The following is a 14,486-nucleotide window of genomic DNA, read 5'->3' as shown; positions in this document are numbered from 1 at the left end:
GCAATCATCCTCCCCTACGTTTCCGTTTATTGCGGATCAATAGCATGGCAAAGAACGGTGCACCAATAAAGGCCGTTACTACTCCAAGCGGTATTTCTGTCGGAGCAAGCAACGTGCGGGAGATGGTATCTGCCCACAACACATAAACAGCACCACCTAAAGCAGACATGGGAATCAATAAACGATAATCAGCTCCTATGATCATCCGTAGCAGATGCGGAACGACCAATCCGACAAAACCGATCACACCTGACACGGATACAGCTGCTGCCGTTACAAGAGTGGCTGTCAATAGTACAATCCATTTCGTCCTTTCTACATGCAAGCCTAGGTGTCCCGCTTGTCTTTCTCCTAAGGCAAGCATATTTAAGGGACGAGCATATGCAAATAAAACAAGAAGTCCTATAGCTAGGTAAGGCAAGAGGATTCCCGTATATGACCAGCCTCGCATAGCTAAACTTCCCATCACCCAAAATAAAATTTCATTGATGGTTTGCTTGGACATTGCCACAAGAAATGAAACGATCGAGCCTAGAAATGCTTGCATGACTACCCCGGATAAAATTAGGGTTTCAATAGGAATCTTTCCGTTTTCTCTTGCCATCTGTAGCACAATCACTAATGTGCAAACTCCAGTCACAAAGGCAGTCAATGGCACTGTCCATTGCCCTAACCAAGCATATTGCAGGCCAAAATAGATAAGTATCGCCGCCCCAACTGAAGCACCCGAGGATACTCCCAACGTAAAAGGGTCTGCTAGAGGATTGCGTAAAACACCTTGAAACGCCGCTCCCGCTATTCCAAGCGAAGCTCCGACTAACAAAGCCAGGATTACCCTCGGCAATCTTACGTTTAGCATAATCTGTGTAGAGGATTCATCCCATGTAACGGGAATAACGGAATGCATTCCAGGAATTTGGTGTAGTAAAATGCGGGTTATCTCATCCATCGGCAGCATAACCGAACCAATGGCCAAGCTAGCCACAACAGACAGCAGGAGCAGTATGATTCCCACTGCTCCTGCTGCCATTCTTTTTTTCCCGTTCATCTGTCCGCAAGCGCTATTTGTACTCATCCTAGAGGTCAGCCCCACTTACTTAAATTTATCAGGATAGATTGCTTTCGCCATTTCTTTCAGTCCTTGAGCAAGGCGAGGTCCCGGACGACTAATGATATTTTGGTCAAGTCCTACGACTGTGTTGTTTTTAATCGCCTCGATCCCACTCCAGCCTTTACGGGAGCGAATAATATCCTCTAAGGATTGGTTGGTTTTTGAGTCTACCACACCCTGTGTGTAAAGAATGACATCAGGATTTTGTTTTATAATGGTCTCTTCGTTAATTTGTACCCAGCCTTTCGTGTCACCAGCTACGTTGATTCCGCCAGCAAGCTCGATCATTTGGTTCAAAAACTCTCCGCTACCAACGGTCCAGCCAGGAGAAAATTCAAGATACACTTTCTTTTTTTGATTGATAGGTTTAACAACAGCTAAAACCTCGTCAAGAGTCTTTTGTAGCTCGTCCACAGCTTTCTTTGCTTCAGCCTGATGATCGGTGATTTTACCATACAACTCAATATTGGCGATCACGTCATCATAGGTCTTCGGCTCTACTTTAAAGATTTTTACACCAAGCTCTCGGAATTTCTTCACTGTTTCTTCTTTCATTGAAATTCCTGTAAAGACAATATCCGGTTTGGCAGCCAAAATAGATTCAACGTTCGGTGCCATAATGCTCCCCATTTTCGGTTTATCCTTAGTTGATGCTGGGTAATCATCGTAGTCAGAAACACCCATAATTTGTTGCTCAAGTCCAAGAGCAAATAAGGTTTCCGTTTCGGCAGGCGATACCGATACAATACGCTCCGGGGCTTTTTCGAAGATGAACTCTTCTCCCGTCACATCTTTTACCTTAAGCGGATAGATGGTTTTTAGAGAAGCATCTGACGCTTGATGATCCGCAGCAGAATCAGTCGCTTGGTTTTGGCTTGGGGATGGCTGTACTCCTTCCTTTGGTGTTGTTTCACCGGAACACGCAGTTAGCGAAACAGCTAAGCATACGGTTAGCAATGCTGTTAGACGATGTTTCATTTTGTTCATGGAAATATCCTCTCTTCCCTTATTTTAATCGATCATATGTACCAAAAATCCCCAATCCTTCAAACAGACGGATTAGGGATGGTGTCGCCTCTTGAACGGGAGGACTGCTTTCCTCCATCTGACATAAAGAATGCAATTATCTCGTAAAAGAAACTATCGTATTTAATTATAGGAGAAAGAAAGCGAACTTACAAGAAAACTGGTATAGAAGGTAACATCACCTTACTATCTAATTACATCACCAGTCACCGCATCCACATATAGCCTAGGTGTGTCATGATAATATATTTGATAAACCAAGTGAGGAGTTACTTTTTGTTGCTTCTTATCCTCTAGCATGGTATAGACTAAGGATAGCGGTCGTTCTTTCAAGTAAATTGCTGCTGCTGCTTCTGGCGTCATGGCTTTCGATTTGTCTGGTAGTGTAGCAGGGCCTTGTACGCTATAGCCTAGATGAAGTCCAATTACCTTCTCTGTTATGGTATCAAGCGTTACCGAATAGCTTCGGTTAATAATGGGTATACCTTGATGCGACCTTATAAATTGATAGGTTTGAGTCAATCCTGCTTTGTTAACGTCGATTAATTGAAGCTCTTTCGTATTGGCATCCATATATCTTTCGATGATCCTCGTCGCCGTTCCAGTTAATTCCTTGTGAATCGCATTGGTAGAAGCATTCGCATCCTTCTCATCTGATGAACTAATCCTAAATCCCATTATTTGTCCATCAAGGGTCTCAACCTTAAGTATTTTTCCCTCTTCCATTTGCCAGGAATATTGTTTGTAGTTTTCCGTAGATCCAGCATCATCTGTCGCATTAGGTCCATATACAACGATGCCAAATTCCTGTTGAAGGATTCTCACAACCTCCTCTGGGGTATGAGCAATTAGTTTTTTACTCTGGGCTATGATCGGAATAGGCTTACTAGATTGTTGACCTTGCTCCTCTTCCTTCGCTTCTCTTACTTGCCCGCTAACCGCATCTATATAGCCCGAAAAATTAAATTCATAGGTAAGACGCGGCTTTTCATCCCCTTGGTAGACTAGCCTCATATTTTTCATAAATAATTGTGTAGCAGTCGCTTTAGATATAGCTTGCTGTGGCAACGGAAATTTCAGATTCGTATCTGTATTTTTGGTAATGGTAGATTGTTTTATTTGCCCTGATTCATCTAATTCCACTTTATAACTGTCCGCCAAAAAAGGGATTCCATTTACCATCCGGTTCATGAAAATGTATCCGCGAGCTGGAGCAGACAGTACGGGATTTATTTGATATCCTCTTATATCCTCGCCACCGAGCTCTTGCAAATAGGTCAATGCCTTTTCCTTCGGGGGAGGATTGTTTGGTTCTTGTCTATTCTCTTTTGTTGCTGATCTTGGAGTTGTCACATCGTTTTGTTCTTTTCCTTTCGTTTGTTTCTGGATAGGGGAATCCTTTAGAGAAATCGGTTGCTTAGATACGGGCTGTTGTTTTTGTTCCTGCTGTTGCTTTTGCTTATCTGCTACCTCAACAGGGGGCTTCGCAATAAACTCCTGTTTCGTAGGATAGCTGGACATAGGTGGCAAAGCCTCTTTATGCATTGAAGGCGCAAATAGGTACAATAAAAGTGCGAATATGCTTGCTAATCCCAGTCCGTATTGAATTGGCCGAAATAATCGGCTTCTTTTATGCACCACAAGATTCGTCTGATACTCTAGACGGGCACGTAACGATTCCACAAAGTCTTTACTTGGTTTGTTTTTTGTATGTAATCTTCTTAAGCGAACAAGCAATTCCTTATCTTTTTGCCAATCCATCGTACAGCTCCCCTCCTATCCGTCCTGCTAATTCCTTTTCAAGCTTCTTTAATGCTCGATGCAAGGTCACTTTCACCTGTGATTCCGAATAATCCATGATGGAGGCGGTTTCTCTGACGCTGTATCCCTGAATTCCTCTTAGTATGACAACCATTCTGTAATGCTGTGGGAGCTTCTGGATCGCTCGGATCAACTCCTGCTCCTCCTCCCAGCTTTCTACTGCTTTTTCCGGCAAACCATCTGAAGACACATGTTTTTTTAGCACATCAATGGAAAACAGACTTTTCCATCTTTTCTTGCGATGATAGTCAATAGCAATGTGCTTTGCTATCGCAAATAGCCATGTTTTGATATTTGCCCTGCTCTCATAGCGTTCCAAGGCACGGATCACACGGACAAAAACCTCCTGTGTCAAATCCTCTGTATCATTTTGATTGCCAGTATAATAGAGCAGAAAATGATAGACATCCAAATAATACTGCTCATAAATGAACAGCACCTGCTGTTTTACATCTTCGCCATACAATGCAGTTCCTCCATTCAAAATCTCTTGTTGATAAGTCTCTCAGGCTATATGAGTAACAATTAGCCATCGAAGCTGTATATTTTACCGTCTGCCCCCACCCCAAAGGCATAATGCTCTTTTTCAGGAGCTGGACCATCTAGGATGACTAGCGTTACTCCATTTGTTCCCGGCATAATGATATTTCCAACTGTGTAGCTTGTTTCTTTGCCTCCTTGGACACGCTGTAAGAAATCAAATGCCTTTTGTTTGGCCAGCTCTGGAGATGCTCCTTTCCCAGATGGGCGTTTTTTAAATTGCATATAGACAAGCTTGCCTGTTTCTTCGTCTATTTGCATTCTGACTTCTTCTTTTTTATCAGTCTTTGACCTTTTAAAAGAAATATCATAAAAAGAATTATATGTTGATAGGCTAATTTCTTTTACATGATAATCTCTTAATTCCGGGTAAAGTACGTGCATCCGATCAAACATAGCCTGTGCCGGCTTTGTCAGCTCGTCATTTGGCATGTCCCGATTTTCGAGGTCAGCCGCATACCATTTATCAAATAAAATTGGTTTTGTTACAGCATCCAAGCTTTCAATTCTACCATTTTCACCGAAACGCACCGAAACGTAAGTTGTTAGATTTTTCTTATTTGGAAGGCTGATTCGGAAATTAACGACTGGTGGCAGGGTTTTAGCTGAAATTAGCTTGCCTTCCCCTTCTTCTTTGGCTTCTCTCCATATAGAAATAGGCACGGAATTCTTTGCCTTTTCTCCATACAATTTTTCTAGTAAAAGGGCTGCTTGTTGTTTAGCTGTTTCATCGGTGATTTGTTTTTCCGATCCCTTTAAAGAAGTGTAAACACTTGTCCCCTTGGGATATTCTGTTCGTTCAAAAAAGCCGAAATATAATAATTCTCCGGTTTGTCTGTCTAATTGAATAGTGACGATTGGCGTATTACCCGCACCATTCTTGCTTAATTCTACGTTTATCAATTTACTCCACCTTTTTGTAAGATCAATCTTCTGATTTTTATATTCCTTGATTTCGGGAAAGGCTAGCGTTAGCTTATCTATCACACTCTTTACCTGACGATTGATATCAGCTTGTTGGGTGATCTCTCCTTGTGTAGAGGTGGCTTTTTTTCCAGTAGTTTTCGTATCTATAGCCCAAACCGGTGAGATCGGTACAGAAAGTAGTGTTATAGCTGAAGCAATTGCTATATATCTGGGTACTGACATCGTTTTGTTTTTGGGGGTATTCATTTTATCTCTCCTCAATCTCTACCTTTTTTAACCTCTATTAGTCGAACCAAGCGGGAAATGGTTACAGCTTTTTTGTTTTTTTATTAGGAAAATGATATGTATACAATTGGGTTGGTGTGGGGAGATGAGTTCGTTTTGCGTCTCGTGGAATAGCCCCGGGTTGTTCAAAGTCGGCTCAGGGTTAGATCTGTTGTGAAAAACGTAATGTACGAAAACCCCATCATATTTTGCCGAATAGCATCTTGGAATTGAATTTTTTATTTGATATTCCATAACGAAATATGAAAAAACAGGTTGATCATGGCAAGAAAGTTGTTTCACCATTAATTCAACCTGTCTACATTTACATTATGTTATTTAGGTTTCCGTCACTAGATAAGGAACCTTGTAAAGCACGAAGCCAATCAAGGTTAGTCGATGGTTACACAAAAAAGAAATAACAGAAAACACTACTTGTTAATTAGTCGCTGTCCTCTTCTACTAAAATCGCATCCAAACGTTCCCTATCTTCTGCAATTTGACGTGATCGTTCAAAGCTATTCATGAACAATTCTAGTGTTAATTCCTCAGTCCCACTGTCAGTTTGCTTTAGAATTCTGAATATGACCTTATGCTTAGATAGTATCTGGATTAAATCTTTCATCTTTTCTAGTTCCTCTTTGTTGCGGCGATTTACGACCATTATCGGTTTCTTATCAGCAATATTGGTTTTAATTTCAGAAAAAGATACACCTGTGTATTTCTTTATTGTCATTAGCAAGCTACTGTTAATATTAGAGTTAAGTACTAAAGAGAATTTTGCCAATATTTCCCACCTCAAATATATAATTTACTCTAAAACTCTTCAAGGAATAGCGGATTTACTGGTTCACCTTGGCAATCATTCATTACTAAGTAAGCCGTACCATTCTCTTCAAAGAAATCTACATATGACACAAAATTAGGATGATTCAGTCCTTTTATGATTTCTGCTTCTCGTATAAATGCCTGTAATAGATCGTTATATTTCTCCTGCAAAGAAGGCATCCGACAAAAAACGGTCTTATGATCAAGATCACGTAAGGCAAGTGCTCTCGGAAAAAACTCTTTCATAACACGCGTATGCTTACTGCCAAACTGACGTGCAGTATACACAATCGACAGCTCGCTTTGCGAAATCATTTTTTTAATCTGGTAACGTCCGCAAAGGCGTATTCTTTTCGGCAATCCCTTCTCCTCGGTACCTGATTTCACTTTTTCTTACCTCTCTCTTCATGTTTAACCTTCTCTTATTCTATCATAACTTTAGCTTGCTTGAGCGCCTCGCTTAGCTCTTGCATGTGAATAAATCTCGCTTGTCGATATATTTCTTTCCCATAGGCAAATACAAGTATGGTGGGTCCAGAAAATGCCAAGAACCTTCCAGACAGCTCAGGAAGCTTATCAATAGAAGCTTTGCTTACATGAAAGCCTTCAAGTATATAAGGTTGCTGTTCTTCAGGATGTAAGGGCTGATCCTTTGACAGCCAGGTATGTAGCTTTTGTTCCACAGCCTCGCAAACACCGCAATTCTTAGAGGTAAGGAGAATTAGACAGAGCGGAAATGCTTGTAGCGCCTGTTCCAATTCTTCTAGGGTCACGTATTCTTTCATCGTCAGTTTTCCTCCTAAGCATTTTTATTCATAATCCTCTCTTCCTCTCTATCGGCGTTTCGTCTTACTTATATTGAAACATTCTTTACAATGAACCACTTCCTGCATTGACGTGTGAAAATAATCACCTAGAATAAAAGAAGAAGGTTCTTTTAGAAGGAGGATTCCTATGAAATGGAAAATCATCATTCCTATTGCCATTTTACTTATAGTTGCTGTAGGCTTTCTTGTTTTTAATCAACAACGTAATGCTGTGTACAAAAATCCAGAAACAGTCGTGAAGCTGTTTAAACAGGCGGTAGAGCAGAAGCAAGCAGATGTCTTCTTACAAGTGACTACTGTTCCAACTGGTGTCAAAGCCGTATTGACTGACAAAAATGCAGTTGGCATTATTGAGAATTTATCACAGCATACCGAAACCTGGAAAACATACATAGGCTCCCTTGCCGATCAAGCTCTGAGCTATCAAACGAATCCCTCATATAAGCCAGAGGCCCTAGACGATGCTGAAGAAGCAAATTCTTTACTAGTATTAAAAAAGGAAGGTAGCTTATACAAGGTACAGGTACGTCCCATCTATATGAAATTAATGGGACCAAAAGGAACCAAACTAGCAACAGGAGAGCAAGGTGTAGAGATTGTTCCTGAGACTCAATCAGAACCGTCTGATCAAAAACAAGCGAAAAAACAGACATCTGAACAGGATGACGAAGAAGACCAAGTTACTTTCAAGGTAGGCCCCTTCTTCCCGGGAGAGCATTTTATGAATGGTAGTTTACCTACCCTGCTCGGCACAGTGACTACCGAAATCAAATTTGATGTTAATTATGGTCGTTCTAAACGATTCAAAGTGAATTTCCCTGTTCGTGACATTAAGGTGTACACCAATGTTAAAAACGCTGCCTTATTCCATAACGGTCAGGCTATTCCCGTTACCTTTGAAAAGAGCTTTACCGGCTACGATGCTTTAATCAAAAACGCTCCCAAAAAAGCTCTCGAATTTACGGTCAAAGCATCTACACCACTCGGCGAGGTAACGAAGACGGGTACCTTGGGCGAACAAGATACATTTATTGATTTACCGCTCCAAATTTCTCAAGCAGGTAATATTGAAGGCGATGTCTCCGCTTTCTTTACAAATTATAATAAAGCATGGCTGCAATATGCCAAGACGAAAACGACCGTTGACCCTCTCTTACCTTATCTCTCCCCAAACGGCGATGAGAAACAGAGTTATGAGCGTGAGGTTGAGCAATTTGAAACTACACCAGACATTCTAAAACAAGTCTTTGTAGGTGAATTGCTTCATTTAGAAATTGACTTTGGCTCTTTAGAAATAGTAGATGACACCCATTTAAAAGTAATGGTCAGAGAAGTTTATCAAGATAAATGGAAAAATCTTAGCACCAATCAAATAGATGATCACGGGCAGGATGAGCAATGCTGGGAATATGAGCTACACAAAATAAAAGATAAGTGGCAGCTAGCCTCTACTCGTGCTGCATCAGTGTCCCGCTTTGGTCTTACTCCTAATCAGGTGAAGAAATTAAAGTAGGCAAAACGTGATAGAAATGAGAAAAGGCACTCACCGTAAACAATACAGTGAATGCCTTTTTCTATATAGAAAGAAACCTTTTCTCTTGCTAATCGTCATTTGATAGAGAATGTCTCCTACTTCTTCATAAAGCGTCCCGCTATCTTGCCGACAATATCTTTCACAAGCGGTTCGCGTAAAATAAACAACACTGTAAAGTAAATGACTGTAGACACAGTACCGCCTACCAGTAAATCGAGAAGCCTACCCGATTCCAGCATCAGAACTCGGAGAATGAAGGCGACAACAGACATAACTGCGCAGGCAATCAAAACCTTTGCTACTGTCAAAAGGAAGTCCCAGGTAAGAAGCTGACCAATGGAGCGCCAGAGTAACAAAAACAATAGGATGGACTGCACCATTGCGGATACAGAAGCACTTAATGCTACACCGCCGTGCTCTAAAAGCGGGGTGAACAATTTGGCAGTCAACACGTAAACTCCGATGCCTATCACTCCCACAATCACAGGTGTACGGGTGTTTTCTAAGGCATAAAACGCACGTGTAATCAAATCGCGGGCCGCTAGGAAATAAAGACCCATACCATAGAAAATAAGACCAAAGGCAGTCCAAGATAATGCTTCTTCATTAAAAGCACCCGATTGGCGAACAAATAGAAGACTAATCAAATTTTCGCCATATAAAATGAAGCCAATTGTCACTGGAAACAACAAAATCAATAAATAAGACAACCCTTTTTCCAGTGTAGCTTTCATTAAATGCATTTCTTTACGCTTTACGTAATTGGCTAGCAGCGGAAACAATGGTAATGTAAACGCCCCAACAAAAATAGCCATTGGTAGCTGAGCAATCTGATTAGCATAAGAAAGTGCCGCAACCTTTCCATCTCCAAGCCCCGTAGTTAATCCACGTTCCAGAAAGGTGGTGGTTTGCGAGATAACGGAACCAATGAGGATTGGCACAACCCGTTCACCCATGCTTCGCAATTCAGTATCCTGACGATATTGCAGGTTAAACCGTTGACTATAGCCATATTTACGCATGGCTGGCCACATCACGACTAAAGCAGCTACGTAACCAAGAGTGGTAGCTATTGATAAACCATCTACTCCAACAATTGGTACTAAAGCAACCATGGCAAGGATAACAATAACACTGTTCGCTACCGTGCCTAATGTAGACGTAAAAAAATGATGATGTGCATTTAAGACGCTTGCCCATAATCCAGCTAGACCAATAAAGAAAACAGACGGCCACATCAACTGTAATTGCCGGATGGTAAGTTCCGCTTTCTCACCGCTTACTCCATACATCAGAGCAATCTGAGGAGAAAGGAAATAACCGGCCACAGTCAGAGCAAAAAAGCTAAAGGTTATGAGTGCAAGCATTTTATGGTAGAGAACAGAAGCCTTCTGTGTCTGATTCTCTTCTAGTATTCCTCGCATAGTGGGGATCATCACTGCATTGATCGCTCCTGGAATGATCATGAACAAGGTCATGGGAATCGTTAGGGCAAGAAAGTAGGCATCCGCCTCCATTCCTGTTCCATACAAATGTGAAACATAGAGTGTGCGAACAAAGCCTAGCAAGCGTCCTATCAATGTTATTACTACTATCATGGATGCAGTTTTTAGTAAATTCACAGCTTGTAATCTCCTAATTCTTGCGCGCTACTTATCTGTTAGTTAACAACGCTAGATTTCTTTTCCTTGCTACCCTATCTTATGATTCATTATAATGGTAGGGTCGAACATATGTGTAGGGGGACTTCGCTTGAAAACGAATCTAAAAAAGTTGGTTATGAATCCTACCAACTGGATTTACTTATTACTCACCTATCCTATCATTGATTACGCAATGCGTAAATTTATCCCGATTGGATTTATTGTTTCTTTGTGGGATGAAGGCGTACTTACTGTCCTCCTTCTGTTTACCTTTATTGCGTATGCAAAAGGCCACCGTACCATGCCTGGCATTAAGCATGCGTTCCTTGCCTTTTTGATATTTGGCCTGGGACTTATGTTTATGGATATGACTAATTTTAATGCTAGCGTAGAAGGTTTTCGAGCTATATTCCAATATATGGTTGCATTATTAATCGGCTTCTATCTCATTGAGTCGAAAGAACAAATGCAGAGTTTCTTGAAAGCCTTCACCTTAGTTGGTCTATTCGTAGCCTTGATTGGCGTAATGCAGGTTGTGCTTGGGGTGGAAGTAAACAGCTCCTGGACAGGAGAAAACGAATCAATGAAGAGACGTGCATTCTCCATTGTAACAAGCCCGAACGTATTGGGTAGCTACATGATCCTTACCATCCCAATTGCAGTCGGCTTATTTTTGCAAGGGATAACGAAAAAGCAAAAGCTTCTTTGGGGGCTGACATCCCTGATCATGCTGGTTTGTCTTATTGCAACAGGCTCGCGCGGAGCTTGGTTCGCTCTCTTAGCTGTATTAGTTATTGGCTCTGTTTTTGTGAACCGGAAAGTTTTCTTATCCATTGTAGCCGTAGCCATAATTGGCGGTGTTGTTTTATTGGCTGTACCAGAGACAACTCCTGTCATCGGTAAGGTACAAAACCGCATTACTACTCTGTTTACCGAGGACTATTGGGAAAAGAGTAGCCAAAGCGGCCGCGTCGCGCGTTGGACGAATGCTTACCACCGGATGCGACTAGAACCATTATTTGGCGCTGGCCCTGGTCATTGGGGCGGAGCCGTGGGTTCCCGTTATTTTGGAACTATCTATACTGACAGCTATATGTTTAAAACGTTGGCTGAAACAGGGATCATTGGCTTGACTCTATTGGTTTCCATGATGCTTGCCATTGTTAAATATGCGGCTCAGGCGACCCTGCGCTGGAAAAACACGCCGTATTTCTATACTGGCTTAGGGTTATTCTGCGGTTTTCTGGCAGTGTTCTTCCATAATTTTGTGGAAAACATCTTTGAAGTGCCGTTTATGTCTACCTTCTTCTGGCTCTTAGGCGGAATGGTAGCGGCGCTAGCCACTCTTGACTTCCGGTACGCCAACCGCAAAATTGGCTCCAGATCTTAAACGAGAAAAAGGTGAATTGTATGCGACAGCTGTTTAGGCTGCAAACCTTATACTGGGCAGTTTATGCCTTTGCCCTGTTTATCGCTTATAACTTGGTGGTCAAGGTCGCTTTTATTGATCTGTCATGGATTGCACTCGTGATCTTTGTGCCACTGCTTATTGGGACGTACTTCCTTATTCATAAGAAGGAACGGCGTCAGGTGATTATTTTTACCATTGGTTTTTTGCTGTTAGACAAAGCATTGACCACATTAGATGATCGTATCATGGTCAAATATGTAATAGGCGCGATTGGAGCGATTATTGCCATTGCTTTACTGGTTAAGTTTTACGGGAAAGTGAAATGGAACGCTGTTTTTGCACTTGTTGCAGTAGCTTGCTTGACTAATTTCACCTATGCGCGTGATAATCTGGCAGCGATTAATCATTTTGTATTAAAAGCAGAGACAGACCGTCTGTATAAAGGGGAATGGGTCGACTACTTCCCAATCACCCTGTATGACATTGACGGTGATGGAACAAAGGAAATTCTAACATTTGGTAACGCAGATGAAGTTGCAGATGTAGAAGAAGATAAAATTCCAGAAACACCGGAAGAAAAAAAGGCAACTGCCGAAAAGCTTCTCTATTTAAAAGATGAGCCTCTTTCGCTTTATGTTTTAAAATGGAAAGACGGCAAGCTTGTACGGTTAAAGCAAGATCAGTTTACGCCACAGCAGTGGAAAAATGCTTTGGCACAAATGCCGACGGACTACCCTGGTTTCCCATATTACGCACAAACGGAGAAGCAATTAGTTCCTACCGTACAGCGTCAAAGCTACACAGAAGCAATGATGCAGTCCGGTACAGCGCCATTCCGCGCCTTATTGCTCGATCTGGCACAGGTGGATAAAAAGCTGACTGACCAAGATGGTTATACGTATAAAACCAATCAATTTAATAAGCTAACCAAATTCCATGATGTGGAAATTAAAAATGGATTTTTAACTGGCTCCTATGGTCAAATCTCCTTCCAGTACAAGACTCGTGGTACCAAGATTTTAGACACGATGCGCCTTCCTGATGGACAAGAAGGACTTCTGGTATTGGACGAAGACCTAGCTGTTATTACCGTTAAACCTGATGCGACTGTGGAAGAAAGCTACCGCTTAAATCGCAAATCCCTCAAGGGTGGACTTGCAATGAGCGATATTATGGTAGCGGACATCGACCATGATAATAAGGACGAGCTGTTGATTGGCGGCGTTCCTTCGTATATCCTACGCCCAACCGCGGACGGTAAATGGGAGATGCTATTTGCAAGCAGCGAAAAAGATACAAGCTTCCGATTAACCAATTATGCAAGCATTGGTAAAAACGAACATGCAGAGCTGATTGCCCAAGCAAAAAGCTGGGTGAGTAGCTTTGATCGTCGTTATCTCTCCGGCTTTGACTATACACAGGATGGTCTGAAGCAGAATTGGAAGATTTATTTACCATTAATTAAAATGCAAGTTGGAGACATTGACGGAGATCAGGAGAACGAGCTGGTTGCTACGATGTACGATAATCATCGTATTCTAGTATTCAAACGCCATCAGATCCCTGTCTTCCCAATTGCTGTTGGCATCACCATAGCACTGTTTGCTTTTGGTATCGTGAGGAGGGTTCGTTATGTTTCAAAATAAGGGAAAATGGTTGCTGGCGAGCATAACTGCGCTCACTCTCCTCTCCGGTTGTACGTATGAATCTGCTCCAAAGGAGTTCGTAAAGCTTGAAGATACTGCTCCTGCCGGCATTACCCCTGCTGAAAATCCTGCTGCCGTTTTGCGTGCTGCTTTGGAAAAGGGGAAATCTTCCTTTGAGATGATGAAAAATGGTGTCAAAACAGAGGTCGATCCTAGTAAATACTGGTTTAGCGGCTACGTGAAAAATCGGATGATGTCACGTGAGACCACAAGTATGTTTGATGGTATCGTGGAAGGCCCAGATGCTTATCAGGTGACTGGTCGAATCGCTCGTCAGGAATTTGTTTACTACCGTAAGGGTGACGAACGCTATATTTTCAAAGGCGGCAATTGGATCACTGCACGTGAGGAGCCACTTCCTATCGATGTATTTCGTGGTTATGAAGCCTGGTTACCTTTCTTAGACAAAGCAGTGCAGATGCCTGATGAAAAGGTGATTAGCACAGAGACTATTCCGTATCAGATCAAAATTACGGGTAAGGAATGGGTAGAGAACGCTGATAGCGATCTTTTTGCGGCCTTTAAGGAACAATTACAGGATCGTCCTGATATCAATGAGATTCTGGCTAACACCACCATTAAGATGACTGTGGGTATTGGAAAGGACGATGGATTGATTCATAGCTATCAAACCTGGATCATCCTGCCGATCCCAGGTGGTGGCTACATGGATCAGGAGGTTAAGTTCACTTTCTTTAAATATGGGGAAAACATTAAAATGAAAGATCCAGAAGAAGTGAAAAAATATTTACTTGATTAATTTATAAGATCAGCATTACAAATAAAAAACTCTCTATTGCTTGTCAGTTACTGACCGATAGAGAGTTTTTTGTATTTGTTCTGATCCA

The 14,486-nt window shown here is 41.8% G+C and carries 13 protein-coding genes; 4 read left to right on the top strand and 9 right to left on the bottom strand.

The window, feature by feature from the left end; all coding sequences use genetic code 11:
- Positions 1–4 precede the first annotated feature (4 nt).
- The 8 genes from O0550_RS02090 to O0550_RS02055 form a co-directional block, all read right to left on the bottom strand.
- Positions 5–1,075, bottom strand: coding sequence for a FecCD family ABC transporter permease (locus O0550_RS02090; protein ID WP_083208729.1), 1,071 nt, complete (start codon positions 1,073–1,075; stop codon positions 5–7).
- Positions 1,076–1,093: 18 nt separating this feature from the next.
- Positions 1,094–2,098 (bottom strand): ABC transporter substrate-binding protein, encoded by a 1,005-nt coding sequence (locus O0550_RS02085; protein WP_022584126.1) that lies wholly within the window; start codon positions 2,096–2,098, stop codon positions 1,094–1,096.
- Between the two features lie 225 nt (positions 2,099–2,323).
- Positions 2,324–3,898 (bottom strand): PepSY domain-containing protein, encoded by a 1,575-nt coding sequence (locus O0550_RS02080; RefSeq protein ID WP_258425550.1) that lies wholly within the window; start codon positions 3,896–3,898, stop codon positions 2,324–2,326.
- Complete coding sequence (locus tag O0550_RS02075) at positions 3,879–4,424, bottom strand: RNA polymerase sigma factor (RefSeq protein ID WP_068792029.1); 546 nt, start codon at positions 4,422–4,424, stop codon at positions 3,879–3,881. Before O0550_RS02075 ends, O0550_RS02080 begins: the two co-directional genes overlap by 20 nt.
- Positions 4,425–4,483: 59 nt before the next feature.
- Positions 4,484–5,671: a hypothetical protein gene (locus tag O0550_RS02070; protein ID WP_258425549.1), complete on the bottom strand. Its 1,188-nt coding sequence runs from the start codon at positions 5,669–5,671 to the stop codon at positions 4,484–4,486.
- A gap of 460 nt (positions 5,672–6,131) precedes the next feature.
- Positions 6,132–6,476 (bottom strand): hypothetical protein, encoded by a 345-nt coding sequence (locus tag O0550_RS02065; protein ID WP_003338924.1) that lies wholly within the window; start codon positions 6,474–6,476, stop codon positions 6,132–6,134.
- A 29-nt stretch (positions 6,477–6,505) separates the two neighbouring features.
- Positions 6,506–6,904 carry a hypothetical protein gene (locus O0550_RS02060; RefSeq protein WP_242401293.1) on the bottom strand — a complete coding sequence of 133 codons (399 nt, stop codon included), beginning with the start codon at positions 6,902–6,904 and terminating at the stop codon, positions 6,506–6,508.
- 35 nt (positions 6,905–6,939) lie between these two features.
- Positions 6,940–7,302 carry a thioredoxin family protein gene (locus O0550_RS02055; RefSeq protein WP_003338926.1) on the bottom strand — a complete coding sequence of 121 codons (363 nt, stop codon included), beginning with the start codon at positions 7,300–7,302 and terminating at the stop codon, positions 6,940–6,942.
- Between the two features lie 169 nt (positions 7,303–7,471).
- On the opposite strand from O0550_RS02055, the gene O0550_RS02050 reads away from it, so the two are divergent.
- Entirely contained in the window at positions 7,472–8,857 is a 1,386-nt protein-coding gene (locus O0550_RS02050; protein WP_003338927.1) for a zinc ribbon domain-containing protein, read from the top strand.
- Positions 8,858–8,973: 116 nt separating this feature from the next.
- On the opposite strand, the gene murJ is transcribed toward O0550_RS02050, so the two are convergent.
- Positions 8,974–10,500, bottom strand: a complete 1,527-nt coding sequence (murJ, locus tag O0550_RS02045; protein WP_258425548.1) for a murein biosynthesis integral membrane protein MurJ — start codon at positions 10,498–10,500, stop codon at positions 8,974–8,976.
- A gap of 130 nt (positions 10,501–10,630) precedes the next feature.
- On the opposite strand from murJ, the gene O0550_RS02040 reads away from it, so the two are divergent.
- Genes O0550_RS02040 through O0550_RS02030 form a run of 3 tightly spaced genes read left to right on the top strand, consistent with a single transcriptional unit; the run spans position 10,631 to position 14,398 of the window.
- Positions 10,631–11,911 carry an O-antigen ligase family protein gene (locus O0550_RS02040; RefSeq protein WP_022584118.1) on the top strand — a complete coding sequence of 427 codons (1,281 nt, stop codon included), beginning with the start codon at positions 10,631–10,633 and terminating at the stop codon, positions 11,909–11,911.
- Between the two features lie 20 nt (positions 11,912–11,931).
- Complete coding sequence (locus tag O0550_RS02035; protein WP_258425547.1) at positions 11,932–13,578, top strand: hypothetical protein; 1,647 nt, start codon at positions 11,932–11,934, stop codon at positions 13,576–13,578.
- Positions 13,565–14,398: a hypothetical protein gene (locus O0550_RS02030; RefSeq protein WP_258425546.1), complete on the top strand. Its 834-nt coding sequence runs from the start codon at positions 13,565–13,567 to the stop codon at positions 14,396–14,398. Before O0550_RS02035 ends, O0550_RS02030 begins: the two co-directional genes overlap by 14 nt.
- Positions 14,399–14,486: the final 88 nt, after the last annotated feature.

Source organism: Brevibacillus halotolerans (assembly GCF_026891775.1).
GTDB lineage: Bacteria > Bacillota > Bacilli > Brevibacillales > Brevibacillaceae > Brevibacillus_B > Brevibacillus_B halotolerans.
The sequence above is the reverse complement of the archived record's forward strand: the minus strand, read 5'-3'. Positions and strand labels throughout refer to the sequence as shown.